Source organism: Isoptericola sp. NPDC055063 (assembly GCF_053608125.1).
This window is the reverse complement of record NZ_JBSGUW010000008.1, coordinates 216,586-242,655: the sequence shown is the minus strand read 5'-3', so window position 1 is coordinate 242,655 and position 26,070 is coordinate 216,586. Positions and strand designations below refer to the sequence as shown.

The following is a 26,070-nucleotide window of genomic DNA, read 5'->3' as shown; positions in this document are numbered from 1 at the left end:
GCCCTGTTTCGCGACCGAAACAGGGCCAAACGCCCGCTCACAACGCTCAGGGGGTGCGACGGCGGCGAGCGACGAGCGACGCGACGGCGCGCCAGCCCAGCATCGTCGCGCCGAGGAACAGCGTGGTGACGATCGCGAAGGACACCTCGACGCCGCCGACGCCCGTCAGTGGGCGCAGCAGCAGCCCGAGCGCCACGGTCGCGAACCACACGGCCACGCCGGTGGGCCACACCCGCGCCGGGGCGCGCCACGCGCGGGACGCGAGCCAGCCGACGGCGAGGCCCACGAGGAACGGCAGCCCCACCATCGCGACGTGTCCGAGGTCGCCGGACGTCGCGTGGCTCATCGTGCCCACCACGGTGAACACCACCACGCACACGAGGTCGCAGACGGCGGCGGGCCACGCGGCGCGGCTCGCGGGCACGGCGGGTCCGGCCGGGGCGGGGGTGCTGGGGGCGCTCACGGGCCCGAGGCTACCCGTCACAGCTCGTGCACCCCGCCGGCCACCGCGACCTCGACGGGGCCGTCGTAGGCGGAGCGCGCCTCGGCGACCGCGACGTCCGGCGCGTTCCACACCGGCAGGTGCGTGAGGAGCAGGCGGCGCACGCCTGCGGCCGCCGCGGCCTCCCCGGCGCGCCGGCCGGTGAGGTGGATGCCGCGCTCGACGCCGTCGTCCCGACCCTCCTGGAACGCCGCCTCGACGAGGAACAGGTCCGCGCCGCGCGCGCCGGCGACGAGGCCGTCGCAGGCGTCGGTGTCGCCCGAGTAGGCCAGCGTGACCCGCTCCCCCGGCCGCACGGACGACGGCCCGGTCACCCGGATCCCGTACGCCTCCACGGGGTGGTAGACGGCGAACGGCTCCAGCTCGAACGGACCCACGCGCACCGCGGACCCGGGCCGCCAGGTCCGCACGTCGTACTCGCCGTCCATCGACTCGCCCGGCTGGAGGCCGTACATCGCGGCCGCGCGCTCGGCGGTGCCGGCCGGGCCGAGCACGGGCAGCCGGCGCCCGACGCCCGTGCGCACGCCGCCCCGCTCCGGGTGGTACCGCAGGTACACGTACAGGCCGGACAGGTCGGCGCAGTGGTCGGGGTGCAGGTGCGACAGCGCGACGGCGTCCAGGTCGAGCGGGTCGACGTGCCGCTGCAGCGCGCCCAGGCCCCCGTTGCCGAGGTCGAGCAGCACGTTCCACTCCCGCTCGCCGTCGTGCGCCTGCAGCAGGTAGGTCGACGCCGGCGACCCGGGGCCGGGGAAGGAGCCGGAGACCCCGACGGTCACGAGCCTCATGCGGCCTCCACGAGGGCCACCTCGGGTCCCAGGAAGCGGCGCGCGAGCTTCTCGAACGGCTCGGGGTCGCCGGTGGACAGAAAGCGGTGCACGGGCGGCGGGGCGTCCGGCGAGCGCTCGAGGTCGTGCTGCACGAGGTTGCGGTACACGTCCTTCGCTGTCTCCTCGGCGCTGGAGACGAGCGTGACGTCCTCGCCCATCACGTACGACACGGCGCCCGCCAGCAGCGGGTAGTGCGTGCAGCCCAGCACGAGGGTGTCGACGCCCGCGGCGCGCACGGGGTCGAGGTAGCGGTGGGCGACCTCGAGCACCTCGGGGCCGGACGTCTGCCCGCGCTCCACCAGCGGCACGAAGTCCGGGCACGCCTGGGTGGTGATCTCCAGCCCGGGAGCCACGTGGAACGCGTCCTCGTAGGCGCGCGAGTCGACGGTCGCCTTCGTGCCGATGACGCCGATGCGCCCCGTCTTCGACGCGAGGACCGCGCGCCGGGCCGCGGGGCGGATCACCTCGACGACGGGGATGCCCCGACGCACGGTGTAGCGCTCCCGCGCGTCGGGCAGCGCGACGGCCGTGGCGGAGTTGCAGGCGATGACCAGCATCTTGACGCCCTCGTCGACAAGCCGGTCCATCACGGCGAGCGCCATCGCGCGCACGGCCGCGAGCGGCTTCGGCCCGTAGGGGCTGTTGGCCGTGTCGCCCAGGTAGAGCACCTGCTCGTGGGGCAGCTGGTCGAGGATGGAGCGTGCGACGGTGAGCCCGCCGACGCCGCTGTCGAAGATCCCGATGGGGGCGTCGTTCACGCCTGGCAGCCTAGTCGTGACGGACGGTCAGAACGGCGGGGAGTGAGCGGCGACACGGCGTGGCGCCCGCCACAGCGGCGCCCCGACCTGCGGTCACGCCGTGGGGCGGCCGGCCCGCAGGTCCGCGAGCATCTCCTCCACCAGCGACTCCTGGGCGAAGCCCGCGGCGACGAAGACGCCGCCCCAGTACCGCCGCTCCGCGCCGGACAGTCCGACGCGCTCCCAGCCGGCGACCTCGTCGTCGGCGCTCTCCCCCGCCGCGTCCGCGTCATCGGCGTCCGCCCAGCCCTCGTCGTCGTCCTCGACGCCGGCGAAGACCTCGTCGTGCAGCGACTCGACGTCGTCGTCGTCGACCAGGCCGAGGCGCTCGGCGAGGACGAGGCGCAGGTCGGTCAACGCCCCGGCGAACTCCTGCGCCCCCTCGCGCGGCACGACGATCTCGGCGCCCACCCGCGGGTCGTCCGGCAGCTCCTCCGGGGAGTCGACGGCGTCCGCGAAGGCGACGAGGCGCGCGACCTTCCCCGCGGCGAGGTCGGTCTGGGTGAGGTGCCGGAACTCGGTGGCGACGTCGGCGTCGTCCTCGTGCGCGTCGGGGAGCAGCCGCTGCACGGCCGGGTCCTGCGGCACGCGCGCCACGCCCGTGAACGCGACGCCGTCGCCGACCTCGATCCCCGGCTCCAGACCCGCCTCGGCGCGCAGCAGCTCCGCGACGTCCCGCGCGACCCGCGCGAGCACCTCCCGCTCGACGTCGTCCCAGCGCGCGACGTACCCCGCCGGCGCGGACCGGAACGGCGTCATGCCCCGCCCCCCTCGGCGTCGCCGTCCGACGAGCCCGACCGGCGCAGCGTGGCCCACAGCCCGAACCCGTGCATCGCCTGCACGTCCACCTCCATGCGCTCCCGCGGCCCCGACGACACCACGGCCCGGCCGTCCTGGTGCACCTGCATCATCAGCTTCTGCGCCTGCGCGGCCGGGTAGCCGAAGTAGCTCTCGAAGACGTAGCTCACGTAGGACATGAGGTTGACCGGGTCGTTCCACACGATCGTGATCCAGGGGTCGGCGACGGCCGTCGTGGCGTCCGCCTCCGTCTCGCGCTGCACCTGCGTCGCGACCGCCGCCGCGCGCGTCCTCGTCCGTCCGTCCACCGTCCCACCCTAGGCACAGCCGGGTGGCGGTCGTCGACCGTCCGCCTGGCGGGCCTCACCCTGCCGGACCAGCGCGCGCGCCCTACCGTGTCCCCATGACCGACGAGCCCCGGGGGGGGGCCGCCCCGTCGCTGCAGGCCGTCCCGGCCGCCCCGCTCCCGTCCGTCCGCTCGTCGGTCGCGCTCCTCACGGACCGCTACGAGCTGACGATGCTGCAGGCGGCGCTCGCGGACGGCACCGCGCACCGGCACTGCGTCTTCGAGGTGTTCACGCGGCGCCTGCCGGCCGGCCGCCGCTACGGCGTGCTCGCGGGCACCGGGCGCATCCTCGAGGCCCTCGCCCACTTCCGCTTCGGCGACGCGGACCTCGCATACCTCGAGCGGGCGGGCGTCGTGGACGACCGCACCCTCGACTTCCTGCGCGGCTACCGGTTCACCGGCACCATCCAGGGGTACGCCGAGGGCGAGGTGTTCTTCCCCGGCTCGCCCGTGCTGCAGGTCGAGGGCACCTTCGCCGAGGCCGTGCTGCTGGAGACGCTCGTCCTGTCGATCCTCAACTACGACTCGGCCATCGCGTCCGCCGCGTCGCGCATGACCAGCGCCGCCGTCGACCGGCCCGTGCTGGAGATGGGGTCGCGACGCGCGCACGAGCAGGCCGCGGTCGCGGCCGCGCGGTCCGCCGTCGTGGGCGGGTTCGCCGGCACGTCGAACCTCGAGGCGGGCATGCGGTACGGGCTCGACACGATCGGCACGGCCGCGCACGCGTTCACCCTGCTGCACGACGACGAGCGGTCGGCCTTCGACTCGCAGATCGCCTCGCTGGGCCCGGGCACCACCCTCCTGGTCGACACGTACGACGTGCGACGGGGCGTCGAGAACGCGATCGCCGCCGGCGGCCCGTCCCTGGGTGCGGTGCGCCTCGACTCCGGCGACCTGGGCGTGCTCGCGGTCGAGGTGCGGCGCCAGCTCGACGAGCTCGGCGCCACGGGCACGAAGATCGTGGTGACGTCGGACCTCGACGAGCACGCGATCGCGGGCCTCGCGGCGATGCCGGTCGACGTCTACGGCGTGGGCACGTCGCTGGTGACCGGATCGGGCGCGCCCACCTGCGGCATGGTCTACAAGCTCGTGGCCCGCGCCGACGCGTCGGGCGTGCTGCAGCCGGTGGCGAAGGCCTCCACCCACAAGACCAGCCAGGGCGGCCGCAAGGGCGCCGCCCGGCGCTACGGGCCCGACGGCCGCGCCGTCGAGGAGGTGCTCGTGACCGGGCCCGACGACCTCGTGGTCGCCTGGTCGCCCGAGGACGGCGCGACGGCCGACGCCGGACGGGACGCGGAGGACGGCGCCGGAGACGGCGGGCGCGCCGACCTGCGCAACCTGCTGGTCCCGCTGGTCGTGGACGGCGCCGTCGACTCCCGGTGGGTGGGCGCCTACGGCGTGCAGAACGCCGCCCGGCACCACCTGCAGGCCCGCGCGGAGCTGCCGCGCGGCGGCCGCCGGCTCTCCGCCGGCGACCCCGCCATCCCCACCGTGGACCTCGTCCTGGCCTGACCGGCGGGTCGCCTAGCGCTTCCCCACGAACCAGCCGCGCACCATCTCGACGCGGGCGGTGAGCTGCTCGGCCGTGGCCAGCGGCACCTCGGGGCCGCCGCAGCGGCGCCGGAGCTCGTTGTGCACCGACCCGTGCGGCGTGCTGCTCTTGCGCGCCCAGGCGGACACCAGCTTAGACAGCTCCTTGCGCAGGTCGGCGGCGCGCCGGTGCTCGGCCTCCGACTGCTCCAGCGCCGCCTCGGACGCCGTCGCGCCGCCCCGGCCGCGCACCTGCTGCGCCTGCCGCTGGCGCAGCAGCGTGGTCACCTGGTCGGCCTCGAGCAGGCCCGGCAGCCCGAGGAAGTCGAGCTCCTCCGCGGAGCCGACGTCCGCGCCGGTGCCGAACTCGCCGCCGTCGAACAGCACCCGGTCGAAGGAGGCCTGCGCCTCGAGTGCCTCGAACGAGCCCAGGAGCTCTCCCGACGCCTTCTCCTCCCGGTTGGCCGCCGCGAGCAGCTCCGCCTCGGGGTCGTACTCGATCCCCTGCTCCTCGGCCGTCTTCGGGCGGTCCAGCGCGTGGTCCCGCTCGATCTCCATGCCGTTGGCCAGCTCCAGCAGCAGCGGCACGCTCGGCAGGAACACCGACGCCGTCTCGCCGCGCTTGCGGGCGCGCACGAAGCGGCCGACGGCCTGCGCGAAGAACAGGGGCGTGGAGGTGCTCGTGGCGTAGACGCCGACGGCGAGCCGCGGCACGTCCACCCCCTCGGACACCATCCGCACGGCGACCATCCATCGCGAGGTCCCCTGAGCGAACTCGTCGATGCGGGCGCTCGCGCCGTCGTCGTCCGACAGCACCACCGTGGGGCTCTGCCCCGTGAGGCGCGCGAGGTGACCGGCGTACGCGCGCGCGTCGGTCTGGTCCGTCGCGATGACCAGGCCGCCCGCGTCCGGGACGGCGCGGCGCATCTCGGTGAGCCGCTTGTCCGCCCCCGCGAGGACCGACGGGATCCACTCGCCGTTCGGGTCCAGCGCGGTGCGCCACGCCTGGGCGTGCATGTCCTTGGTCATCGCCTCGCCGAGGCGGGCGCTGACCTCGTCGCCCGCCTTGGTGCGCCAGCGCATGTTGCCCGAGTACGTCATGAACAGCACCGGCCGCACGACGTGGTCGCGCAGCGCGTCGCCGTAGCCGTACGTGTAGTCCGCCTTGGACCGGCGGATGCCGTCCCGGTCCTCCTCGTACGTGACGAACGGGATCGGCGCGGTGTCCGACCGGAACGGCGTGCCCGTCAGCGCGAGGCGCCGCGTGGCGTCCTCGAACGCCTCGCGCACCGCGTCGCCCCAGCTCAGGGCGTCGCCGCCGTGGTGCACCTCGTCGAGGATGACGAGCGTGCGGGCCGCCTCCGTGCGGGCGCGGTGCAGCGCCGGCTTGGCCGCCACCTGCGCGTACGTGAGGGCGACGCCGTCGTAGTGCGAGCCGTGCCGGCCCTGGCTGTTCTTGAACGACGGGTCGATCCGGATGCCGACGCGCGCGGCGGCGTCCGCCCACTGGTGCTTGAGGTGCTCGGTGGGCGCGACGACCGTCACGCGACGCACGAGACCCGCCTCGAGCAGCTCGGTGGCGATGCGCAGCGCGAACGTCGTCTTGCCGGCGCCCGGCGTCGCGACCGCGAGGAAGTCGCGCGGGTCACGCTGCCGGTACAGCTCCAGCGCCTCCGCCTGCCAGGCGCGGAGGTTGGACGCGGTGCCCCACGGGGCGCGGCGCGGGAACGCCGGGCTCAGGTGGGACGCCGCGGCCGACGACGGCGACTGCGGCAGCGGCTTCGCGGCGGGCTCCGCCGCAGCGGCGAACAGGTCGAAGCCGTCGGGGTCGGGGGTGGGCTCGGGCTCGTTCAGCGGCTGCGCGCTCACTTGCCGGAGTCGCCCTCGCCGCCCTCGCCGTCCTGCGGGTCGCGGAGACCGTCGTAGATCTCCTTGCAGACCGGGCAGACCGGGAACTTCGCCGGGTCGCGGCCCGGCACCCACACCTTGCCGCAGAGCGCGATCACAGGCTTGCCCGACAGGGCCGACTCCATGATCTTCTCCTTGCGCACGTAGTGCGCGAAGCGCTCGTGGTCGCCCGGCTCCGCCGCCTGCTCGCGGGTGTCCGGGCGCTCCAGCACGCTGGTGCCGGCCCCGGTGTCCTGCGAGGGGTCGGCGGGCGGGGTGGAGAGGGGATCGCTCATGCCGGGAAGTCTACGACGCACCCCCCGACGCTCCCGGGCCACCCCCGCCCCCGTGCCCCGGATCCGGGTACGGATCACAGACCCTGCCAGTCCGGCTTGGACGCGAAGGTCTGGCGGTAGTAGTCGCCGAGCTGCAGGCGGGAGGCCGCCGCGTCGTCGACCAGCACCGTGGCGTGCGGGTGCATCTGCATGACCGTGCCCGGCCACATCGCGGAGATCGGGCCCTCGACGAGCTGGTGCACCGCCTCGGCCTTGCCGCGCCCCGTGGCCAGCAGCACCAGGTGGCGCGCGGACATGATCGTGCCCAGGCCCTGCGTGAGGCAGTGGGTGGGCACCTGGTCCACGTCGTCGTCGAAGAACCGCGCGTTGTCCACGCGCGTCTGGTGCGTCAGGGTCTTGATCCGCGTGCGCGACGCGAGCGAGGAGCCCGGCTCGTTGAACGCGATGTGCCCGTCCGTGCCGATCCCGAGGATCTGCAGGTCGACGCCGCCGGCGTCGGTGATCGCCTGCTCGTAGGCGGCGCACGCCGCCGGCAGGTCCTCGGCCAGGCCGTCCGGCCCGGACACCTGGTCCGCGGGCCACTCGACCCGCGAGGCGATCTCGGTCTCGATGACGTTGCGGTACCGCTGCGGGTGGTCCGCGGGCAGCCCCACGTACTCGTCGAGCATGAAGCCGCGGGCACGCGCGAACGACAGCCCCTCCTCGCGGTGGCGGCGCGCCAGCTCGTCGTACACCTTCAGCGGGCTCGACCCGGTCGCCAGGCCCAGCACGGTGGCGGGGTCGCGGCGCAGCAGCGTCTCGATCGCGTCGGCCGCGAGCACGGCCAGCTCCTCGGCGGGGGCGATCACGACTTCCATGCGGCTCTCCAAGTATCTCGTGCGGGTCTCTCGTGCGGCCCGGCAGGCGGGCCGTCGTCACGTCCGTGGGCGCCAGGGTCGCCCACGGCATCACATCATGGCGGGCGCCCGGCCGTCGCCGGGCGCCCCTCAGTCCTCGGGCTCGGCGACCGGCGCGTTGAGCATCGGCGTGATGCGGGCGTCGAACTCCCGCGCCAGCGCCTCGACGTCGCCGCCGTCCGCGATCCGGCCGAAGAGGTCCTCGTACACGCCCTCCTCCTCGATCGACGCCCAGCCGGGCGCCGCGGGGGTGAGCTTCGAGGCGAGCGCCGTCCGCACCAGGGCGCGGCCGTACTTGTCGCCCTTCATGGCCTCCTGCGCGTCGGAGTTGGCCGGCCCCAGCCCGCTCTTCGCGAGGCGGGTCTGGAACTCGTCCGAGAAGACGACGCGCAGCACGTCCTCGGCCAGCTCGGGCCGGGGCGACGTCGCGGAGATCGCGATGTTGGACCCGCCGGCGAACACCGGCGCGAGGCCGCCGTCCACCCCGGGCAGGGCGAAGATGTCGAACTTCGACGTGTCCTTCATCCCGTCGCGCACGAGCTTTCCCTCGTCGTTGCGCACCAGGTCGCCGATCGACCACCGCGCCCAGGCGGGCGCCATGATCGTGGCGGCCGCGGGCGGCGTCTCCTCGACGCCGTCGTTGAGGAAGTCCCAGTACGAGACGTCCTTCTCCGTCGACGGCAGGTACGACGCGTTGCGGTACACGTCCTGCCACATCTCGAGGCCCTTGACGGTCTTCGGGTCGGACAGGGTCGAGACCCAGTCGTCGCCCTTCTTGACGGCGAGCTCGCCGCCGGTCGCGAACGCCCAGGAGATGCCGTTGCGCCAGTCCTGGCCGCCCATCGCGAAGCCCGCGTGGTCGTCGTCCGTGAGCGCCTTGACGGTCTCGCCGAACTCGGCGAGCGTCGACGGCTTCTCGAAGCCCGCGGCCTGCCAGACGTCCTTGCGGTAGAACACGTAGCGCGAGCCGAAGTAGTACGGGAGCGCGTAGTGCGTGCCGTCGACCGAGCCGGCGTCGACGAAGGACTGCAGCAGCTTCTCGCCGCCGAGCTCCTCGTACAGGTCCGGCGAGATCTCGCGGAACGCGCCGGACGTGGTGAACGTGGGCGACTGGGTGTTGCCGATCTCGACGACGTCCGGCGTGGTCGCCGGGTCGTCCAGAGCCTCGGTGAGGTCGTCGACGAGCGTCGACCACTCCTGCTGCTCGATCGTCAGCGTGGCCCCGGGGTGCTCGTCCTCGAACGTGGTCACCAGGTACTCGCGCAGCTCCGGCGTGGTGTCCGTGCCGACCAGCCACATCGTGACGTCGGAGTCCGAGGCCTCCGCCTCGGGCTCGCCGCCCAGCGCGGAGCATCCGGCGAGGGCGAGCGTGGCCAGCCCGGCCGCGGCGGCCGTGAGCGCGGTGCGCCTCATGACGCCACCTTTCCCGAGACGGAGGGGGCCGCCACGGACCGGCCCACGACGGCCGCGCCCACGGCGCCCACGGGCACGTGGCTCGGGGCGAGCGTGACTCGGTCGGCGAGCCGGAGCGAGGACAGGAAGCCGGACGCCTGCGACTCGCGGGCGAGGGCGGCGCGCACGACCTCGAGCAACGGCTGGCCGAGCTGGGCCACCCCGCCGCCGAGCACCACCTGCGGCACGTCGACGGTCAGCACGAGCATCCGGACCGCCGCAGCGACCGCCGACGCGTACGCCTCGCGGGCCTCGACGGCCGCGGGGACGCCGCGCTCGGCCGCCTCGAAGAGCTCGACGGGCGCCGGGCGCCCGGTCCGGGCCGGCCACAGCCGGGCCACGGCGGTGCCGGAGGCGTAGAGCTCCAGGCAGCCCCGCTGCCCGCAGGGGCAGACCGGGCCCGCCGGGTCGACGGGCACGTGCCCGATCTCGCCCGCGGCCCCGCCGGCGCCGCGCCGCAGCCGCCCGTCGAGGACGAGCCCCGCCGCGAGCCCGGTGCCGAGCGCGAGGAACGCGAGGTCGATCGTCGAGCGGGACCGCCCGGTCGCGGCGGCCTCGAGGTGGGCGGCGCCGAGGGCCGCCACGTTGAGGTCGTTCTCCAGGCCGACAGGGAGGCCGCCCAGCTCGGCGCCGAGCAGCTGCGCGAGCGCGAGGGGCGCGGCGTCCACGCCGACGTTCACGGCGTGCCGGACGGTGCCCGCGCCGGGGTCGACGAGGCCGGGCATGCCCACGCCCACGCCGACGAGGTCGGCGACGTCGAGCCCGGCCTGCTCCGCGACCTGCCGGGCGGCGCGGGCCGCGCCGGCCACGACGCCGCGCGGGCCGCGCTCGGTGGCCAGGCGCGCCTGCGCCACGGCGTTGCCGTCGGCGTCCAGCAGGACGGCGAGCGTCTTCGTGCCGCCGATGTCGAGCCCGACGGTGGGCCCGCCGATCAGGGTGTTGTCCACGTCAGCCCTTCACCGCCCCGGACACCAGGCCGGACGTCATCCGGCCCTGCACGAAGAGGAAGAAGACGATCACCGGGACCGCGATGAGGGTGGAGGCCGCCATGACCTCGCCCCAGTCGATCCCGCGGTTGGCCGACGCCGACAGGAAGCTGCGCAGCCAGATCGGCAGGGTCTGCGCGCTCTCCGCGGGCAGGATCACCAGCGCCGTCGTGAACTCGTTCCACGCCTGGAGGAACGCGTACACGCCCGACGCGACGAGGCCGGGTGCGAGCAGCGGGAACGTGATCCGCAGGAAGGCCTTGGTGCGGGAGAGCCCGTCGACCATGGCCGCCTCCTCCAGCTCGGCGGGGACGCCGGCGACGAAGCCGCGCAGCATCCAGATCGTGAAGGGCACCAGGGTCGCCGTGTAGAGGATCGAGATGCCGAGCACGGAATTGAGGCCGAACATCGGCGCGCTCTCCCCCACCGACGAGAGCATCTTGTACTGCGCGATGAACAGGCCCTCGGCCGGCAGCATCTGGATGAACAGCACGGCCAGCACGAAGCTGGTGCGCCCACGGAAGCGCCAGCGGCTGATGGCCAGCGCCGCGAGGAACGCGAACGCCAGGACCAGCACGATGGTCACGCCCGTGATCATGAGGCTCATCCGCAGGGCGCCGCCGAACCCGGAGCCCGTCAGGACGCTCGAGAAGTTGGCGAGGGTGAAGTGCGAGGGCAGGAAGCTCGGCGTGCTCGCCTTGAGGCGGGCGGCCGGCGTGACCGCCGACAGCAGCATCCAGTAGACGGGGAACGCCCACACCAGCGACAGCGCGATCCCCAGGACGCCGAGCAGGACCTTGCCCAGGCGCGGACGGGGGCGGCGGGCCACGGGCCGGCTTCCCCGGTCCGCGGCCGCGACGGTGCGCGGGGCGGTCTCGGTCGCGGCGGTCATGCGGCGTCCTCCTTCATGAGGCTGCGCACGTACGGCGCGGCGAGCAGCACCGTGAGCAGCAGGACGAAGATCGAGACGGCGGCGGCGCCGGAGAAGTCCTGGCTGCCGATGCCGAGCTCGTAGATGAAGTTGCCCAGCAGGTTCGTCTCGGAGATCGGGGCACCGGCGTCCTGCAGCAGGCGGATCTGCGCGAAGACGCGCAGGTCCCAGATGATCTGCAGCAGCAGCACGATGGCGAGGACCGGGCGGACCAGCGGCAGCAGGATGTGGCGCAGGATCTGCGCCGGGCGAGCGCCGTCGAGCCGCGCGGCCTCGAGGACCTCCTCGGAGACCTGCGTGAGGCCGGCGTACAGGGACATCGCGACGAACGGCACGGACATCCAGACGATGACCATCGTCGCGACGACGAAGAACGTGCTCGGCTGCGCGAACCAGGCGTACCCCTGGAACTGGTCCATGCCGAGCTGCACCAGCACCCAGTTGACGACGCCCGTGCGGTAGTCGAAGAGCCACCGGAAGACGGTCACCGCGGCCACGAGCGGGGTGGCCCAGGCCAGCAGGAGCACCACCTGCATGATGATGCGCACCGCGCCGTGCACGGCCTTCATCAGCAGCGCGAGGCCGAGGCCGATCGCCACCGTGAGGAACGCGTTCACCAGGCAGAAGAGGACCGAGCGCCACACGACGGTCCAGAGGCGGTCGTCGGTGAAGATGCGGGCGTAGTTGTCGAGGCCCGCGAAGGTCGGGGGCGCGCCGAACTGCTGCATCATCCCGTATTCCTGCAGCGAGGTCACGACCTGCCAGTACACGGGGTACCCGAGGCCGACCAGGAGGATCAGCACGGCGGGGATCAGCAGGAGGTAGGGGGTGGCCGGCTGGCGCCGACGGCGGATCGCGATGGGGGACGCGGGCGGCGTCGTGGTGGTCATGCGGTCCTCCTTCCCGGGGTCGTGGGTGACGGGCGGAGCGGCACCGGTTCGGTGGCACCGCTCCGCCCGTCGGGGGTGGGGGCTGAGGAGGTCAGCCCGCCTGGCCGTTGAGCATCGGCGTGAGCTTCGCGTCGTACTCCTTGGCGATGGCGGTCACGTCGCCGCCCTCGGCGATCTTCTGGAAGATCTCCTCGTAGACGGAGGCGCCCTCGACGGCGGCCCAGCCCGGCGCGGCAGGGGTCAGCTTGGAGGCCTGCGCGGACTCCACGGCGGCCTCGCCGAACTTGTTCGGGTTGCCGTCGGCGTCGACCGTCATGAACTTGTCGAAGTCCGAGTTGGCCGGGCCGAGGCCCGCCTTCGCGAGCATCGTCTGGTACTCGTCCGAGTAGATGATCTTCAGCAGGTTGTCGGCGAGCTCCGGGTGCTGCGACTTCGCCGAGACGGCGAGGTTCGAGCCACCGGCGAAGACGGGGGCGACGCCGCCGTCCACGCCCGGGAGCGTGAAGATGTCGTACGTGGAGTCGTCCGCCATGCCGTCGCGGACCTCCTTGCCGTCGTCACCCTTGGTCATGTCGCCGATGGACCAGCGGGCCCAGCCCGGCGCCATGATCGTCGCGCCCGAGGGGGCCTCGCCGTCGGTGCCGTCGTTGATGAAGTCCCAGTACGCCTCGTCCTTGGCAGTGGCGGGGAGGTTGGACGCGTTCTCGTACACGTCCTGCCACTGCTCCAGGCCCTTGACGGTCTTCGGGTCGGACAGCGTGGAGGTCCACTGGTCGCCGTCCTTGACCGCGAGCTCGCCGCCGTTCGCGAAGACCCAGGAGATGCCGTTGCGCCAGTCCTGGCCGCCGATCGCGAAGCCGGACTGCTTCTTGGTCGTCAGCTCCTTGACGGACTTGTCGAACTCCTCGAGCGTCGTGGGGACCTCGAGCCCGGCCTTCTTCCAGATGTCCTTGCGGTAGAACATGAAGCGCGAGCCGTAGTAGTAGGGCAGCGCGTACTTCGTGTCGTCGATCGAACCGGCGTCGACGAAGGACTGCAGCAGCTTGTCGCCGCCCAGCTCCTCGTACAGCTCGGGGGAGATCTCGCGGAACGCGCCCGCGTACGTGAACGTCGGGGCCTGCGTGTTGCCGATCTCGACGACGTCCGGCGTGTTGGTGGCGTCCGGCAGCGCGGTCGTGAGCTTGGTGACCAGGTCGGTCCAGTCCTGCTCCTCGATCGTCAGCGTCGAGCCGGGGTTCTCCTCGGCGAACGTGTCGACGAGGTACTTGCGCAGGTCGTCGTTCGTGTCCGCGCCGGCGAGCCACAGGGTGATGTTGCCGGCCTCGGGGGTGCCGGCGGCCTCGCCACCGTTGCCCTCCTCGTCGGCGGGCGCGCACGCGGCGAGCGCGAGCGCCAGGGTCAGGCTCGTCGCCACGCCGGTGGCGACGACACGGGTCCTCTTCACTGGGGATTCCTCTCGATCTGTGCAGGACGGCGCCAGGAACGGCGCCTTCGGTGCGGACGTCCGTCGGGGGTCAGGAGACCCCGAGCTGGGCGGCGAGCACCAGGACGGCTGCGCCGGCGAGGACGACGTCCTCGTCGAGGGTGGCCATCCGGAGCCGCAGTCCGGCCGCGGTGGCCGGCATCGTGCGGTCGGTCAGCGTCTGCAGGGCGGCGGTGCGCAGCGCGCCGTCGAGCAGGTCGGCCGGGCCGCTGAGCAGCACCTCGGCCAGGTTCAGGGCGCCCACGACGGGGGCGAGGGCGACGCCGAGCGTGCGCCCGACGCCCGCGAGCGCCTCGTCGGCCTCGGCGGGGTCCAGCCCGGCGACGGCGCGGCGCAGGGCCGGCACGCCGAGCACGGTCTCGAGGCAGCCGCGGCGCCCGCAGGCGCACAGCTCGCCGTCGTCGACGACCGTGACGTGGCCGAGCTCGCCGGCGGCGTCGGCCGAGCCGTGCACGCGGGAGCCGTCGACCATCACGCCGGCACCCACGCCCTGCCCGACCGTGAGGACGAGCATGGAGTCGGCGGCGCCGCCGTAGGTGTACTCCCCCAGCGCGGCGGAGTTGGCGTCGTTGGCGACGTGCACGGGCAGGGCCAGCCGGTCGGTGAGCAGCGCGCCGAGCGGCAGGTCGACCCACTGTCGGTTCGGGGCCTCGACGATCCGGCCCTCGTCGTCGACGACACCGGGAGAGCCGACGCCGACCCCGATGACGGGGCGCGTGGCCGCGGAGATGAGGGTGCGCGCGAAGCGCGTCAGGAGGTCCACGAGCTCGTCGCCCACGTGCCCGGCGACGGGCAGGGAGCGGCGCACCACGGCCTCGCCGGTGAGGGTCATGACGGCGCCGCGCATCACCGCGTCGTCCGACAGGTCGACGGCCACGATCTGGTAGGCGTCCGTGCGCATCCCGACGAGGATCGCGGGCTTGCCGACCCGGCGGCCCGGCTGCACGCCGAGCTCCTCGACGAGCCCCTCGGCGAGGAGCACGTTGACCAGGTCGGAGATCGTCACGCGCGTCAGCGACGTCGCACGGGCGAGGTCGGCGCGGGAGGTGGGCCCCTCGTGGAACAGGTGCTGGAGCACGAGCGAACGGTTGTGCGCCCGGGCGTGCTCGGGGAGCACCTTGGAGGTGGCTCGCAGGCCGGCACCCAGACCTCGTCGTGCTGTGCGCGTCGTCGGCGTGGACATGTTTGTTAGTACAGCGTCTTAACAAGGGTCCTGTCAATCCGCGCCCGCCCCGCCCGTGCGCGCGTTACCGGATCGTGACGGATGCCGCCACCGGGACGCGGTCGGCGGCGGCGAGTCCCGGCGCGCTTACCACGGGCGGGCCCTCGCGTGGCCCGTGGAGCGGGTGAAGATCACGGTCTCGCCACGGTCCGGTCACGATCCCGCGGTCCGGACCAGCGGCGACGCACGCCCGCCCTACGCTCGGAGCCATGCCTGCCTCCCCCCGACCTGCCCGGGGCCGACGCGCGCCCGCCGCCGTCGTCGCCCTGGCGGCGACGCTGCTGCTCCTCGTCGCAGGCTGCTCGTCAGGATCCGGGGGCGACGCCTCCTCCGTGCCCGACCAGGGGGCCGGCTCCGCGGCGGGCTCGGAGGACGGCACGGCGGACGTGTCCGCGGCGGGCGCGAGCGAGAGCCTCGCGGAGGCCGACCCCGCCGCCGCGGCGGACCGCGAGATCGTCACCACCGGCAGCGCCACCGTCGTCGCCGACGACCCCGCCGCCGCGGCGAGCAGGCTCGCCCGGCTCGTGGAGGAGGCCGGCGGGCGGGTGGAGCGGCGCACCGAGACGGCCACGACGGCCGACTCCCCCGGCACCGCCTCGATGACCGTGCGGCTGCCGGCGAACCGGATGACGGGCGCCGTGGAGGCGCTGGACAAGCTCGGTGCGGTCGAGGACGTCGACGTGCAGACCGAGGACGTCACCGGCCAGGGGCAGGACCTGGACGCCCGCATCGCCGCGCTGAGCACCTCGACCGACCGGCTCCGCGACCTCATGAAGACGGCCGGCACCACCGAGGACCTGCTCCAGGTGGAACAGGAGCTGTCCACCCGGCAGGCGGACCTCGACGCGCTCACGGCGCAGCGACAGCGCCTCTCCGACCAGGTCGCGATGTCGACGCTCGACGTGCAGATCGTCCCCGAGCCGCTGACCGCGGCGGCGACGCGGGGCGGCTTCGTCGGCGGGCTGACGTCCGGGTGGCACGCGCTGGTCACGACCCTGCAGACGATCGTCCTCGTGCTCGGGGTCCTGCTCCCCTGGCTCGTCCTCGCGGCGCTCGGCTACCTGGGGTTCCGGTGGCTGCGTCGGCGCACCCGGCCGGCGGCCGACGCGGGCGGCAGCGCGCCGCACGGACCCCACGGCGGCCCCGAGGACGGCCCGCGCGACCCCGGCGCACCCGTCCCCCCGGCTCCGGACGAGGCACCCGACGACGCGCCCGAGCCGGTGCCGGCCGGCCGCTGAGCCGTCGCCGGCCCGCCGGCGACGCGTCCGGCGCCTACGCGTCCGGCTCGGCCCCGCCGCGGCCCTCGACCCAGCCCCCCATCCCGGTCCACCCGGCCGCGGCACGCTCGGTCGCCAGGTCGCGCGGGTAGCCGACCACGCCGGGCCGCTGCTGCCACGGGTGCGGGCCGTCGAGCGGCCGGTACTCGACGCCCGCCGCGTCCAGGCGCGCCAGGTGCGCGCCGCGCAGCCGCTCGTCGAAGCCCTCCGCCGCGGGGTTCCAGACGGCCTCGGCGAAGGCGACGAGGCGCGGGAACGCTGCGTAGTCGACGCGCCGCACGGAGTCGAGGTGCTCGCTCCACACCTGCGCCTGGGCGCCCAGCAGCGTGCCGGGCAGGTCGCCCGCCAGCTCGGGACGCGCGGCCAGCAGGCCGGCCGGGAACGGCTCGAACGCGCGCACGTCGTCGACCGTCCGGACGAAGCCGACCGGCACGGGCTCGTCGTCGCCGGCGCCGGCGCGGTGGTCGAGGTAGACCTCCTGCTCGGGCGCCAGCACGACGTCGTGCCCCGCGGCGAGGGCGTCGGCCGCCACCGCGTGGCCGCGCCAGCAGGTGACCACGACGTCGCGCGGCAGGTCGGGCCCGAACGCCTCGTCCCACACGACGGCGCGGCGGCCCCGGGACCGCAGGTGGTCCGCGAGCCGCGCGAGGAACCAGCCGTGCAGCCGGGCCACGTCCCCCTCGCCGTCGGGCCCGAGGAGGCCGAGGTCGGCGGCGCGCGCCACGATCTCGGGGCGCTCCCGCCACGCCACCACCGGCACCTCGTCGCCGCCCAGCGCGACGAACGGGGAGTCGAAGACCTCGCACACCTCGTCGAGCACGCCGGCGAAGAACTCGACGGCCGCGGGAGACGGGTCGATCACGTCCTCGCTGATGCCCCAGGTGGTGCGCACCTCGTGCGCACCGGGGCGCGCGGCCAACTCCGGGTAGGCGGTCAGCAGGGCCTGCACGTGACCGGGCGAGCCGATCTCGGGCACCACGGTCACGCCGCGCTCGCGCGCGTACACGACGATCTCGCGCAGGTCGTCGCGGGTGTAGAACCCGCCGTGGGGACGACCGTCGTACCGGCCCGCGCGCCAGGTGCCGACGCCCGACTCGCGTCGCCACGACCCGACCTCGGTGAGGCGCGGGTAGCGCTGGACCTCCATCCGCCAGCCCTGGTCGTCCGAGAGGTGCAGCTGCAGCACGTTGAGGTGGTGGGCAGCCGCGAGGTCCACGAAGCGCAGCACGTCCGCCTTCGGCAGGAAATGCCGCGCGACGTCGAGCAGCACCCCGCGCCAGCCGAACCGCGGCCCGTCCTCGATCGTCACGGCGGGCAGGGCGAGCGGCGCGCTCCCGGCGCGGCGGAACGCCTGCGGCCCGGCGAGCTGGCGCAGGGTCTGCGCCGCAGCGTGTGCCCCGGCGAGGTCCGCGGCGGCCACGCGCACGACGGCGCGGCCCGCGTCGTCCTCGACCGTCAGCCGGTAGGCGCCCTCGGCGAGCGTCGGGGCGACGTCGAACACGACGTCGGCCCCGTCCGTGGCCGGGTCGCCGTGCGGGGCGCCCGACGCGCCGGGCACCAGGTCGAGGCCGAACGCGTCCTCGCTCACCCGCCGCCACCACCGGGCGGCCGGGCGGAGGTCGGGGTGGGCGGCGACCCGCGCCCCGTCGCGCAGGGTGGGCATCTCCCCCTCGGCGTGCAGGGACACGGGGGCGGGGACGACGTCGGCGGCGTGCGGCATCCGGCCACCCTAACGAAATGTACGGGGTCCGAAGCAATGGCTCGCACGCCCTCGGGCGCAGGCCCGGGACGCACGACAGGCGGGCCACCGTGAGGGTGGCCCGCCTGTCGCAGGGGTGGAGCTGCCGGGAATCGAACCCGGGTCCGGTGGCGCCTTTCGAGGACTTCTCCGGGCGCAGCCTGCTGTGCTTTTCTCGGCCCCCGCACTCACGCAGACAAGGTGCGGACGGGCCCAGTCACCTAGGTGTCCCCGCCGCCCCGGTGACGAGGGCGGCGAGCAGTGGCTCTCTAGATGACGTGAGCTACCGGGTCGAGAGCGATCCCGGGCTCACGGACTTCGAGGCTCGCTCAGGCGGCGAGGGCGAAGTCGGTGCGCTTGTTATCGGCACCTATAGGTTTGCAGGCAAAGCGTTAACGAGATGAGCCTGCATCCTCGGCCCGCTTCTCCACGAAGCACGACCACCGTCGAAACCGATCAGCCCCTATGCATTTTTCAACCGGGTCTGCCGACCCTGCCGGCCACGGGGAGCCCCGCACCGACGTCCTCCAGTCTAGAGGAAGAACCGCACCGGCCGCGCCGTTATTTCCGCGCCCCGGGTGACTGCGTCCCGCTCAGCCGACCCGCTCAGCCCAGGAGCTCCTGGTGCCGGATCGCGCGCTGCGCCTCGCGCATGTCCTGCTTCTCGCGGAGCGTCTGCCGCTTGTCGTACTCCTTCTTGCCGCGCGCCAGCGCGATCTCGACCTTGGCGCGCCCGTCGAGGAAGTACAGGCTCAGCGGGATGAGGGTGTGGCCCTTCTCCCGCGACTTCACGCCCAGCCGGTCGATCTCCTCGCGGTGCAGCAGGAGCTTGCGCTTGCGGCGCGGCGCGTGGTTGTTCCAGGTGCCCTGGAAGTACTCCGGGATGTGCACGTTCTCGAGCCAGGCCTCGCCGTGGTCGATGGCGGCGTACCCGTCGAGGAGCGACGCCCGCCCCATGCGCAGCGCCTTGACCTCGGTGCCGGACAGGACGATCCCTGCCTCGACGACGTCCTCGATCACGTAGTCGTGGCGTGCCTTCTTGTTGTTCGCCACGATCGTGCGCGGGTCGCCCTGCTTCTTCTTGGCCCCGCCGTTGGCCCTCGACATGGTTCCCTCCTCCCGGGGTCGCGGTCTCGCGACGACCCAGGATACGGGAGCCGCCGGGGGTGGCCAGGGCTTTTCCGCGGTCCGCGGACGGGCGTCAGTTGAGCCAGCCGCCCATCGGATCCGTGGTGCTGCCGTTGACGTACACCTCGAAGTGCAGGTGGCACGCCTCCGCGGTGCCCGTCGAGCCGGAGTAGCCGATGACCTGCCCCTTGTCGACGTACTGACCCACCCGCACGGTGTCGTAGGTCATGTGCAGGTAGCGCGTCATGACGTTGTTGCCCTTGTAGGTGCCGTGGTTGATGAGCACGTTGTTGCCCGGCCCGCTGCCGTAGTACGCCTGCTCCACGTAGCCGCTCTGCGCCGCGTAGATCGGGGTGCCGCAGTAGGTGCGGATGTCCGTGCCGGCGTGCAGGCGCCAGTAGTGCAGGATCGGGTGGAACCGCATCCCGTACGAGCTGGTCACGACGTGGTAGTTCGTCGGCCAGCCGAGGAACGAGCCCGACGAGGACGACGAGCCGCCCCCGCCACCTCCGCCGCCGGAGCTCGACCCCCCGCCGGAGCTGGAGCCGCCGCCCCCGCCGCCGCTGCTGCTGGACTTGCGCTCGGCGGCGGCCTTGCGTCGGGCCTCCTCCTCGGCCTTGCGCCGCTGCTCCTCCAGGCGGGCGTCGCGGGCCTTCTGCTTCTGGATGATGACCTTGAGCTCGGACTCGAGGCTCTGCTGCGCCTTCTCGTTCTGCTTGAGCTCCGCGAGCGCGTTCGCCTTCTGCGACTCGATCGACGCCTTGAGCTTGCGCTGCTTGGCGATGAGCCGCTCGACCTCGGCCTTGCGGTCCGCGGCCTCGCGCTGCGCCTTCTCCGCCGCGGCCACGTTGGCGTCGGCCTCGCGCTTGAGGTCGGCGATCGCCGCGCGGATCGCGTCGAGGCGGGCCTGCTGGTTGCGGGCCACCGCCTCGGCGTCCTGCAGGTCGGTGAGGGTGCGCGCCTGACTGCGGGCCGCCGACGACGAGACGGCGAACTCCGCCAGGAAGTCCTCCGTCGACTGCGCGCCGGTGACGAGGCCGAGCGTGGTGGTGTCGTCACCGTTGCGGTACGCCTGGCGGGCCATCTGCACGACGTCCGCCCGCGCCGCCTCGACCTTGCCCTTGCCGGCGTCGATCCGGCCCGACACGGCGGCCTCCTCGGCCTCCGCGTCCGCGAGGCGCTGCGCGAGGATCGCGGCCTTGCGGCGCGCCTCCTCGAGCCTGGCCTCGGCCGCGTCGAGCGCCGCCTGCGCCACCGGGAGCCGCCCCTCGACCTCGTTGAGGTCGAGCACCGCCTGCCGGAACTTGGCGTTGGTGTCCTCGAGCTCCTCCTGGAGGCTGTCGCGCTCGCGCTCCTTCGCGCGCTGCTTCGCCTCCGCCGCCGCCCGCTGGTCGTCGATGGGGTCGGCCGCAGCCGGCGCCGCCTGGACGCCCGCCGTCACCGTGGCCGACGTCGTCGCCCCGCCCAGCACCAGCACCGCGGCCACGAGGCCGCCCACCGCGCGTCGTCCGACGCCCCGGGACGCGCCCGGGGTCGTGCCTGGGGTCGTCATCTGCGATCTCACACCCTCGTGTACCGGTTGAGCGTCACCACGGACGACACCACCGCCAGGAGCACGGCGATGCCGATGAGCAGCGGCGCGATGAGCAGGACGTCACCCACGTCCACGTACGCCACCCAGTCGACGGAGTCCTGCAACCAGTCCGTCACCAGGTACTGCACCGCGAGCCACAGCCCCCCGACGGCGAGCAGGGCCCCCACCAGGGCGGCGATCGCGCCCTCGAGCATGAACGGCAGCTGCACGAACAGGTTGGACGCGCCGACGAGCCGCATGATGCCCGTCTCGCGGCGCCGCGACACCGCGGACAGCCTGATGGTCGTGGTGATCAGCAGCACCGCGGCCAGGAGCATCACCCCCGCCAGGCCCGCCGCCAGGAGCGAGGCGCGACCCAGCGCGAGGAAGAGCGGTTCGAACACCTCGCGCTGGTCCTCCACGACCTCGACGCCGGTGCGGCCCTCGAGGACGTCGTCGACCACCTGGTACTGCTCGGGGTCGACCAGCTTCAGCCGGAACGAGGCCTGCATGTCGTCCTCGGTGAGCTGCGTGCCCTGGTACCCGTCCGGGTACATCGTGGTGAACGCCTTGAACGCGTCCGCCTTGCTCTCGAAGTACGTGGTGGCCACGACGTCCGACAGCTCGGTGTCGATGACCTCCCGCAGGGCGTCGATCTGCTCCGGCGTGGCCTCGCCGTCGGCGCAGGTCGGCGCGGTGGACCCGTCCGGGCAGAGGAAGACGGAGACCTCGACCAGGTCGTACCAGTCCCCCTTGAGCTTGGTCACCTGCGTCTGCAGGAGCGCGGCGGCGCCGACGAAGGTGAGCGACACGAACGTCACCAGGACGACGGACACCACCATGGTCAGGTTGCGCCGCAGGCCGCCGAGGACCTCGGTGAGGACGAACTGGAGCCGCACCCTCAGGCCTCCCGTCCCGCGCGCACGCGCTCGTGCTCGCGCAGCACCTGCTGCACCACCTCGTCGGCCGACGAGCCCGCCTCCTCCGCCGGCGGCGGGGCGGCCGCGCGAGCCGCCGCGGCCTCGGCGGCACGGTCGGCCTCGAGGTCGGCGGGCTCGGGCGAGATCTGCACGCGCGGCGCGACGGCCCGCGCGCCCCGGCTCGGGGCGTCGAGGACCGGCGTCTGGCCCACCTGCGGCAGGATCGACTCGCGCTCGCCGTAGACGGCGTCCACCTCGTCGCGCACGACCGACCCGGTCGACAGCTCGACCACGCGCTTGCGCATCTCGTTGACGATCTCGTCGTCGTGCGTGGCCATGACCACCGTGGTCCCGGTGCGGTTGATGCGGTCGAGCAGGCGCATGATCCCCAGCGAGGTGGTCGGGTCGAGGTTGCCCGTCGGCTCGTCCGCGAGCAGGATCTGCGGCCGGTTCACGAACGCGCGCGCGATGGCCACGCGCTGCTGCTCGCCGCCGGAGAGCTCGTGCGGCAGCCGCTTCTCCTTGCCGTCCAGCCCCACCATCTCGAGCACCTCGGGCACGGTGGTGCGGATCGTGTGGCGCGGCTTGCCGATCACCTGCAGCGCGAAGGCCACGTTCTCGTACACGGTCTTGCCCGGCAGCAGGCGGAAGTCCTGGAAGACGACGCCGATGCTGCGCCGCAGGGACGGCACCTTCCAGCTCGACAGCCGCGACAGGTCGCGGCCCGCCACGTACACGTTGCCGCCCGTGGGGCGCTCCTCGCGCAGCACCAGCCGCAGGAACGTGCTCTTGCCCGAGCCGGACGCGCCGACGAGGAACACGAACTCCCCGCGCGAGACGTCGACCGAGACGTCGTCGAGCGCGGGCCGTGCCCCTCGGGCGTAGACCTTCGAGACGTTCTCGAACCGGATCACGACGTGCCTCTTCCCTGCCTGGTGGACCGTGCAGCACCGGCCCACGTCACGTCAGGACCGGGCTGCCCGATTTCCGAGAGTCGCACCCGGCAGGGAGGGTGGCAGGAAGGACACGCCGGTGTGTCGCGGGTCCGGGCGGCCGCCCGGGGGGCGGCCGAGGTCGGGCCGAGGTCGGGCCGAGGTCAGGCTGCGTCGGCGCCGCCGGAGCGACGCCAGCGGATCCCCGCCTCGATGAAGTCGTCGATCGCGCCGTCGAACACGGCCTGCGTGTTGCCCGACTCGTGCTCGGTGCGCAGGTCCTTGACCATCTGGTACGGCTGCAGCACGTAGGAGCGCATCTGGTCGCCCCAGCTGGCCTTGATGTCGCCCGCGAGCTCCTTCTTCTTCGCGGCCTCCTCCTGCTGGCGGATGAGCAGCAGGCGGGACTGCATGACGCGCAGGGCGGCGGCGCGGTTCTGGATCTGCGACTTCTCGTTCTGCATCGACACGACGGTGCCCGTGGGCAGGTGGGTCATGCGCACGGCGGAGTCGGTGGTGTTGACCGACTGTCCGCCGGGGCCCGAGGAGCGGAAGACGTCGATCTTCAGCTCGGACTCGGGGATCTCGATGGAGTCCGTCTGCTCGATCAGCGGGACCACCTCGACCGCGGCGAACGACGTCTGACGGCGGCCCTGGTTGTCGAACGGCGAGATGCGCACCAGGCGGTGCGTGCCGGCCTCGACGGACAGGTTGCCGAAGGCGTACGGCGCGTTCACCTCGAACGTCGCCGACTTCAGGCCGGCCTCCTCTGCGTACGAGGTGTCCATGACCTTGGTGGGGTAGCCGTGGCGCTCCGCCCAGCGCAGGTACATGCGCAGGAGCATCTCGGCGAAGTCGGCGGCGTCGACGCCGCCGGCGCCCGCGCGGATCGTGACGACGGCCTCGCGGGCGTCGTACTCGCCGCTGAGGAGGGTGCGGACCTCCAGCACGTCGAGGTCCTTGCGGATGGCGCCGATCTCGCCCTCCGCCTCGACGAGCGAGTCCTCGTCCTCCATCTCCTGGCCCAGCTCCACGAGCGTCTCGACGTCGTCGATGCGCCGGCCGAGCCGGGAGACCCGGTCGAGCTCCGCCTGGGCGGAGGACAGGGCGGAGGTCACCTTCTGCGCCGAGTCGGGGTCGTCCCACAGGTCCGGGGCGGCCGCCTGCTCGGAGAGGTCCGCGATCTTCGCCTGCAGGACGGTGGGGTCGCTCACGGCCTCGATGGACTCGAGGGTGGCGCGCAGCGCCTTGATCTCTGCGGGGAAGTCGATGGTGGCCACGATCCTCAAGGTTACCCGTCCGTGGCCGGCGTCAGTCCCGGGCCGGCGGCTCCGGCAGCGTGCGGCCGAACATCTGCGCCGTGTCGCGGGCACTGGGCGCCCCGGCGTCCGGGTCGGCCCCGGCGTCGAGCAGCGCCGCCACGACGTCGTCGGCGCCCTTGAAGACCGCCCCCGCGAGGGGCGACTGCCCGCGCGCGTTGACGCGGTCGACGTCCGCCCCGCGGCCCGCCAGGCCGCGGACGAGGCCGGCGTGCCCGTGGTAGGCGGCCAGCATGAGCAGCGTGTTGCCCTGCGCGTCCGCGTGGTCGGCCGGGACCCCGGCGTCGACGAACTCCAGCAGCAGGTCGGCCCCCGCCCGGGCGAGGTCGAACATCTGGTCCAGGTCGACGGGAAGCTTGTCGTCGGTCACCCGGCGAATCTACCCGGCGCATCGGCGCGGCACGCTGCCCGGCAAGGGCGCCGTTCCCGTCCGATGCTGGACCCCTGGGGCCACGGCGGACACAGGGAGGTGCCCCATGACGACCTACCGGTGGCGCGGGCTCGCGGCGGGCAGCGTCGAGCACCTCGACCTGGACCTGCGCGAGGGCGTGCTGCGCGCCCGGTCCCTCGTGGACCTCGGGCCCGAGCGGATCGAGTACGCGATGGAGCTCACGCCGGCGTGGGAGTTCCGGGGCCTGCGGCTGTGGTCGTCCGCGGGCCGCCAGCTCGACCTGGACCGGGACGAAGCGGGCGCCTGGCGGGCGGACGGCACGGAGCGGCCCGACCTGGCCGGCGCCGTCGACGTCGACCTCTCGTTCTCCCCGTTCACCAACACGCTGCCGGTGCGCCGCCTCGGCCTGGAGGTCGAGGCGGCGGCCGACATCGTCACCGCGTACGTCGACGGCGCGACGTTCGAGGTCACGCCCGACCGGCAGCGGTACACCCGGCCGTCCGCCGACCGCTACGTCTACGAGTCCCGCGACAGCGACTTCCTGCGCGAGATCACGGTGGACGCCGACGGGTTCGTCGTCGACTACCCCGGCCTGTTCGTCCGCCTGCCCGGCGACGGCTGAGGCCGGCGGGCCGACGTTCGGTCCGGGGCCGCGGGTCAGGCCGCGGCGGTCTCCTGGCCGATCTCCTGGCCGATCTCCTGGCCGATCTCCTGGCCCGGGCCGAACACCTCGTGGTGGATCCGGTCGGCCGTGACGCCCCGGCCCAGGAGCGCGGACTGGACGAGCGTCATGAACGGCGCCGGGCCGCAGAGGTACGCGTCCGCGTCGTGCGGCACGTCGACGCCGTCCAGGTCGAGGTAGCCGGAGCGCAACCGGTCCTGCGTGGGGCGGGCCCCGAGGTCCTCGTACCAGCGGTGCAGCTCGGCGGTGGGGATCGCGTCGACGAGCTCGCGCAGCTCGGCCCGGTGCGCGTGCCGGGCGGGCGACCGGTCCGCGTGCAGCACCACCACGCGCCGGGGGGTGCCGGCGTCGCGCAGGTGGTGCAGGAAGCCGATCATCGGCGTGATCCCGATGCCCGCCGAGACGAGCACCAGCGGGTTCTCACCCTCGACCAGCGTCAGCTCGCCGAAGGGCGCCGAGACCTCCAGTCCGTCGCCCTCGAACGCGTTGGCGTGCAGGTGGTTGGAGACCTCGCCGGCTGGGGCGAGGCCCGCCGGGCCCGCGCCGGCGAGGATGGCCTTGACCGAGATCGCCCACGCCCCCGGCTCTCCCCCGCCCGTGAGGCTGTACTGCCGGATCTGGCGGGTGCCGTCGGGCAGGTGCACGGCCACCGAGACGTACTGCCCGGGGCGGGCGGCGGGCAGCGCGGAACCGTCCGGGGCGACGAGCTCGAGCGAGATCGTGTCGGGCGACTCCTGGCTCCGGCGTGAGACCGTCACCGTGCGCCAGACGTCGCCGGGGGCCACACCCGTCTCGGCGTACAGGCCCAGCTCGATCTCGACGAGGGCGTCGGCCATGTCCCAGTAGACCTCGTCCCACGCGGCGGCGACCTCGGGCGTGACGGCCTCGCCGAGCACCTCCACGATGGCGGCGAACAGGTGCTCGTGCACGGTCGGGTACTGCTCCGGGAGGATCCCGAGCGAGGCGTGCTTGTGCGCGATGCGCGCCAGCACCGTGCGGGGGTCCGGCCCGTCGTCCACGAGAAGCGTCGCGTACGCCGCGATGGCCCCCGCGAGGGCGCGCTGCTGGTCGCCGCGGGCCTGGTTGCCGCGGTTGAACAGGTCGCGCTCGAGCTCGGGGTGGGCGGCGAACATGCGGCGGTAGAACACCGGCGTGATGTCGCCGATCGCGCCGCCGATCACGGGCAGCGTGGCGCGGACGACGGCGGCGGACTCGGGGGTGAGCATGGGTGACTCCTGTCTGTTCTACGGGTTCCGTCGTGGGCGCC

At 73.8% G+C, this 26,070-nt stretch carries 25 protein-coding genes and 1 other RNA gene; 3 read left to right on the top strand and 23 right to left on the bottom strand.

Annotated features, from left to right (window positions below; all coding sequences use genetic code 11):
- Positions 1-46 precede the first annotated feature (46 nt).
- The 5 genes from ACWF41_RS12185 to clpS form a co-directional block, all read right to left on the bottom strand.
- Entirely contained in the window at positions 47-463 is a 417-nt protein-coding gene (locus ACWF41_RS12185) for a DUF3054 domain-containing protein (protein ID WP_380325733.1), read from the bottom strand.
- A 17-nt stretch (positions 464-480) separates the two neighbouring features.
- Positions 481-1,287: an MBL fold metallo-hydrolase gene (locus tag ACWF41_RS12180; protein ID WP_380325730.1), complete on the bottom strand. Its 807-nt coding sequence runs from the start codon at positions 1,285-1,287 to the stop codon at positions 481-483.
- Positions 1,284-2,087, bottom strand: a complete 804-nt coding sequence (gene murI / locus ACWF41_RS12175; RefSeq protein WP_380325727.1) for a glutamate racemase — start codon at positions 2,085-2,087, stop codon at positions 1,284-1,286. The genes ACWF41_RS12180 and murI overlap by 4 nt, the downstream gene beginning before the upstream one ends.
- Positions 2,088-2,180: 93 nt before the next feature.
- A complete protein-coding gene (locus ACWF41_RS12170) occupies positions 2,181-2,885 on the bottom strand; it encodes a DUF2017 family protein (protein ID WP_380325724.1) in 705 nt (234 codons plus the stop codon).
- A complete protein-coding gene (gene clpS / locus ACWF41_RS12165; protein ID WP_380325739.1) occupies positions 2,882-3,187 on the bottom strand; it encodes an ATP-dependent Clp protease adapter ClpS in 306 nt (101 codons plus the stop codon). The genes ACWF41_RS12170 and clpS overlap by 4 nt, the downstream gene beginning before the upstream one ends.
- Positions 3,188-3,327: 140 nt before the next feature.
- On the opposite strand from clpS, the gene ACWF41_RS12160 reads away from it, so the two are divergent.
- Positions 3,328-4,782, top strand: coding sequence for a nicotinate phosphoribosyltransferase (locus tag ACWF41_RS12160; RefSeq protein WP_380325721.1), 1,455 nt, complete (start codon positions 3,328-3,330; stop codon positions 4,780-4,782).
- Between the two features lie 12 nt (positions 4,783-4,794).
- Here the strand turns inward: ACWF41_RS12160 and ACWF41_RS12155 are convergent, their stop codons facing one another.
- The 9 genes from ACWF41_RS12155 to ACWF41_RS12115 form a co-directional block, all read right to left on the bottom strand.
- Complete coding sequence (locus tag ACWF41_RS12155; protein ID WP_380325736.1) at positions 4,795-6,612, bottom strand: DEAD/DEAH box helicase; 1,818 nt, start codon at positions 6,610-6,612, stop codon at positions 4,795-4,797.
- A gap of 53 nt (positions 6,613-6,665) precedes the next feature.
- Positions 6,666-6,983 (bottom strand): DUF3039 domain-containing protein, encoded by a 318-nt coding sequence (locus ACWF41_RS12150; RefSeq protein ID WP_079576050.1) that lies wholly within the window; start codon positions 6,981-6,983, stop codon positions 6,666-6,668.
- 74 nt (positions 6,984-7,057) lie between these two features.
- On the bottom strand, positions 7,058-7,840 hold the full coding sequence (gene nagB, locus ACWF41_RS12145; RefSeq protein WP_380325717.1) for a glucosamine-6-phosphate deaminase: 783 nt from the start codon (positions 7,838-7,840) through the stop codon (positions 7,058-7,060).
- 129 nt (positions 7,841-7,969) lie between these two features.
- On the bottom strand, positions 7,970-9,292 hold the full coding sequence (locus ACWF41_RS12140) for an extracellular solute-binding protein (protein ID WP_380318129.1): 1,323 nt from the start codon (positions 9,290-9,292) through the stop codon (positions 7,970-7,972).
- Entirely contained in the window at positions 9,289-10,278 is a 990-nt protein-coding gene (locus ACWF41_RS12135; RefSeq protein WP_380318132.1) for an ROK family protein, read from the bottom strand. The genes ACWF41_RS12140 and ACWF41_RS12135 overlap by 4 nt, the downstream gene beginning before the upstream one ends.
- 1 nt (position 10,279) lies before the next feature.
- On the bottom strand, positions 10,280-11,209 hold the full coding sequence (locus tag ACWF41_RS12130; protein WP_380318135.1) for a carbohydrate ABC transporter permease: 930 nt from the start codon (positions 11,207-11,209) through the stop codon (positions 10,280-10,282).
- Positions 11,206-12,138 (bottom strand): carbohydrate ABC transporter permease, encoded by a 933-nt coding sequence (locus ACWF41_RS12125; protein ID WP_380318138.1) that lies wholly within the window; start codon positions 12,136-12,138, stop codon positions 11,206-11,208. The genes ACWF41_RS12130 and ACWF41_RS12125 overlap by 4 nt, the downstream gene beginning before the upstream one ends.
- A gap of 91 nt (positions 12,139-12,229) precedes the next feature.
- Positions 12,230-13,582, bottom strand: coding sequence for an extracellular solute-binding protein (locus ACWF41_RS12120; RefSeq protein WP_380318141.1), 1,353 nt, complete (start codon positions 13,580-13,582; stop codon positions 12,230-12,232).
- 70 nt (positions 13,583-13,652) lie between these two features.
- On the bottom strand, positions 13,653-14,804 hold the full coding sequence (locus tag ACWF41_RS12115; RefSeq protein ID WP_380318144.1) for an ROK family transcriptional regulator: 1,152 nt from the start codon (positions 14,802-14,804) through the stop codon (positions 13,653-13,655).
- Positions 14,805-15,052: 248 nt separating this feature from the next.
- Here ACWF41_RS12115 and ACWF41_RS12110 point away from each other — a divergent pair, with 248 nt between their 5' ends.
- The gene (locus ACWF41_RS12110) at positions 15,053-16,081 is read left to right on the top strand and encodes a DUF4349 domain-containing protein (RefSeq protein WP_380318147.1); all 1,029 of its coding nucleotides are present in this window, start codon (positions 15,053-15,055) and stop codon (positions 16,079-16,081) included.
- A gap of 34 nt (positions 16,082-16,115) precedes the next feature.
- Here the strand turns inward: ACWF41_RS12110 and ACWF41_RS12105 are convergent, their stop codons facing one another.
- The 8 genes from ACWF41_RS12105 to ACWF41_RS12070 form a co-directional block, all read right to left on the bottom strand.
- Positions 16,116-17,840: a beta-N-acetylhexosaminidase gene (locus ACWF41_RS12105; RefSeq protein ID WP_380318150.1), complete on the bottom strand. Its 1,725-nt coding sequence runs from the start codon at positions 17,838-17,840 to the stop codon at positions 16,116-16,118.
- Between the two features lie 113 nt (positions 17,841-17,953).
- Positions 17,954-18,322: a transfer-messenger RNA gene (gene ssrA, locus ACWF41_RS12100) on the bottom strand.
- 142 nt (positions 18,323-18,464) lie between these two features.
- Positions 18,465-18,965 carry an SsrA-binding protein SmpB gene (gene smpB / locus ACWF41_RS12095; protein ID WP_380243402.1) on the bottom strand — a complete coding sequence of 167 codons (501 nt, stop codon included), beginning with the start codon at positions 18,963-18,965 and terminating at the stop codon, positions 18,465-18,467.
- A gap of 94 nt (positions 18,966-19,059) precedes the next feature.
- A complete protein-coding gene (locus tag ACWF41_RS12090) occupies positions 19,060-20,538 on the bottom strand; it encodes a peptidoglycan DD-metalloendopeptidase family protein (RefSeq protein ID WP_380318153.1) in 1,479 nt (492 codons plus the stop codon).
- A gap of 8 nt (positions 20,539-20,546) precedes the next feature.
- The gene (gene ftsX, locus ACWF41_RS12085; RefSeq protein WP_380318156.1) at positions 20,547-21,458 is read right to left on the bottom strand and encodes a permease-like cell division protein FtsX; all 912 of its coding nucleotides are present in this window, start codon (positions 21,456-21,458) and stop codon (positions 20,547-20,549) included.
- A gap of 2 nt (positions 21,459-21,460) precedes the next feature.
- Positions 21,461-22,393, bottom strand: a complete 933-nt coding sequence (ftsE, locus tag ACWF41_RS12080; protein WP_380318159.1) for a cell division ATP-binding protein FtsE — start codon at positions 22,391-22,393, stop codon at positions 21,461-21,463.
- A gap of 182 nt (positions 22,394-22,575) precedes the next feature.
- Positions 22,576-23,691 (bottom strand): peptide chain release factor 2, encoded by a 1,116-nt coding sequence (gene prfB, locus ACWF41_RS12075; protein ID WP_380318162.1) that lies wholly within the window; start codon positions 23,689-23,691, stop codon positions 22,576-22,578.
- A 31-nt stretch (positions 23,692-23,722) separates the two neighbouring features.
- Complete coding sequence (locus ACWF41_RS12070) at positions 23,723-24,100, bottom strand: ankyrin repeat domain-containing protein (RefSeq protein WP_380318165.1); 378 nt, start codon at positions 24,098-24,100, stop codon at positions 23,723-23,725.
- A gap of 106 nt (positions 24,101-24,206) precedes the next feature.
- Here ACWF41_RS12070 and ACWF41_RS12065 point away from each other — a divergent pair, with 106 nt between their 5' ends.
- Positions 24,207-24,743: a putative glycolipid-binding domain-containing protein gene (locus ACWF41_RS12065; RefSeq protein ID WP_380318168.1), complete on the top strand. Its 537-nt coding sequence runs from the start codon at positions 24,207-24,209 to the stop codon at positions 24,741-24,743.
- A gap of 35 nt (positions 24,744-24,778) precedes the next feature.
- Here the strand turns inward: ACWF41_RS12065 and ACWF41_RS12060 are convergent, their stop codons facing one another.
- A complete protein-coding gene (locus ACWF41_RS12060) occupies positions 24,779-26,029 on the bottom strand; it encodes a globin domain-containing protein (protein WP_380318171.1) in 1,251 nt (416 codons plus the stop codon).
- Positions 26,030-26,070 lie beyond the last annotated feature (41 nt).

Coding starts and splice junctions, on each gene's coding strand:
- ACWF41_RS12180 (WP_380325730.1), bottom strand. CDS start 1,287: ATGAGGCTCGTGACCGTCGGGGTCTCCGGCTCCTTCCCCGGCCCCGGG.
- ACWF41_RS12170 (WP_380325724.1), bottom strand. CDS start 2,885: ATGACGCCGTTCCGGTCCGCGCCGGCGGGGTACGTCGCGCGCTGGGAC.
- ACWF41_RS12160 (WP_380325721.1), top strand. CDS start 3,328: ATGACCGACGAGCCCCGGGGGGGGGCCGCCCCGTCGCTGCAGGCCGTC.
- ACWF41_RS12150 (WP_079576050.1), bottom strand. CDS start 6,983: ATGAGCGATCCCCTCTCCACCCCGCCCGCCGACCCCTCGCAGGACACC.
- nagB (WP_380325717.1), bottom strand. CDS start 7,840: ATGGAAGTCGTGATCGCCCCCGCCGAGGAGCTGGCCGTGCTCGCGGCC.
- ACWF41_RS12140 (WP_380318129.1), bottom strand. CDS start 9,292: ATGAGGCGCACCGCGCTCACGGCCGCCGCGGCCGGGCTGGCCACGCTC.
- ACWF41_RS12130 (WP_380318135.1), bottom strand. CDS start 11,209: ATGACCGCCGCGACCGAGACCGCCCCGCGCACCGTCGCGGCCGCGGAC.
- ACWF41_RS12125 (WP_380318138.1), bottom strand. CDS start 12,138: ATGACCACCACGACGCCGCCCGCGTCCCCCATCGCGATCCGCCGTCGG.
- ACWF41_RS12115 (WP_380318144.1), bottom strand. CDS start 14,804: ATGTCCACGCCGACGACGCGCACAGCACGACGAGGTCTGGGTGCCGGC.
- ACWF41_RS12110 (WP_380318147.1), top strand. CDS start 15,053: ATGCCTGCCTCCCCCCGACCTGCCCGGGGCCGACGCGCGCCCGCCGCC.
- ACWF41_RS12105 (WP_380318150.1), bottom strand. CDS start 17,840: ATGCCGCACGCCGCCGACGTCGTCCCCGCCCCCGTGTCCCTGCACGCC.
- smpB (WP_380243402.1), bottom strand. CDS start 18,965: ATGTCGAGGGCCAACGGCGGGGCCAAGAAGAAGCAGGGCGACCCGCGC.
- ACWF41_RS12090 (WP_380318153.1), bottom strand. CDS start 20,538: ATGACGACCCCAGGCACGACCCCGGGCGCGTCCCGGGGCGTCGGACGA.
- ACWF41_RS12065 (WP_380318168.1), top strand. CDS start 24,207: ATGACGACCTACCGGTGGCGCGGGCTCGCGGCGGGCAGCGTCGAGCAC.
- ACWF41_RS12060 (WP_380318171.1), bottom strand. CDS start 26,029: ATGCTCACCCCCGAGTCCGCCGCCGTCGTCCGCGCCACGCTGCCCGTG.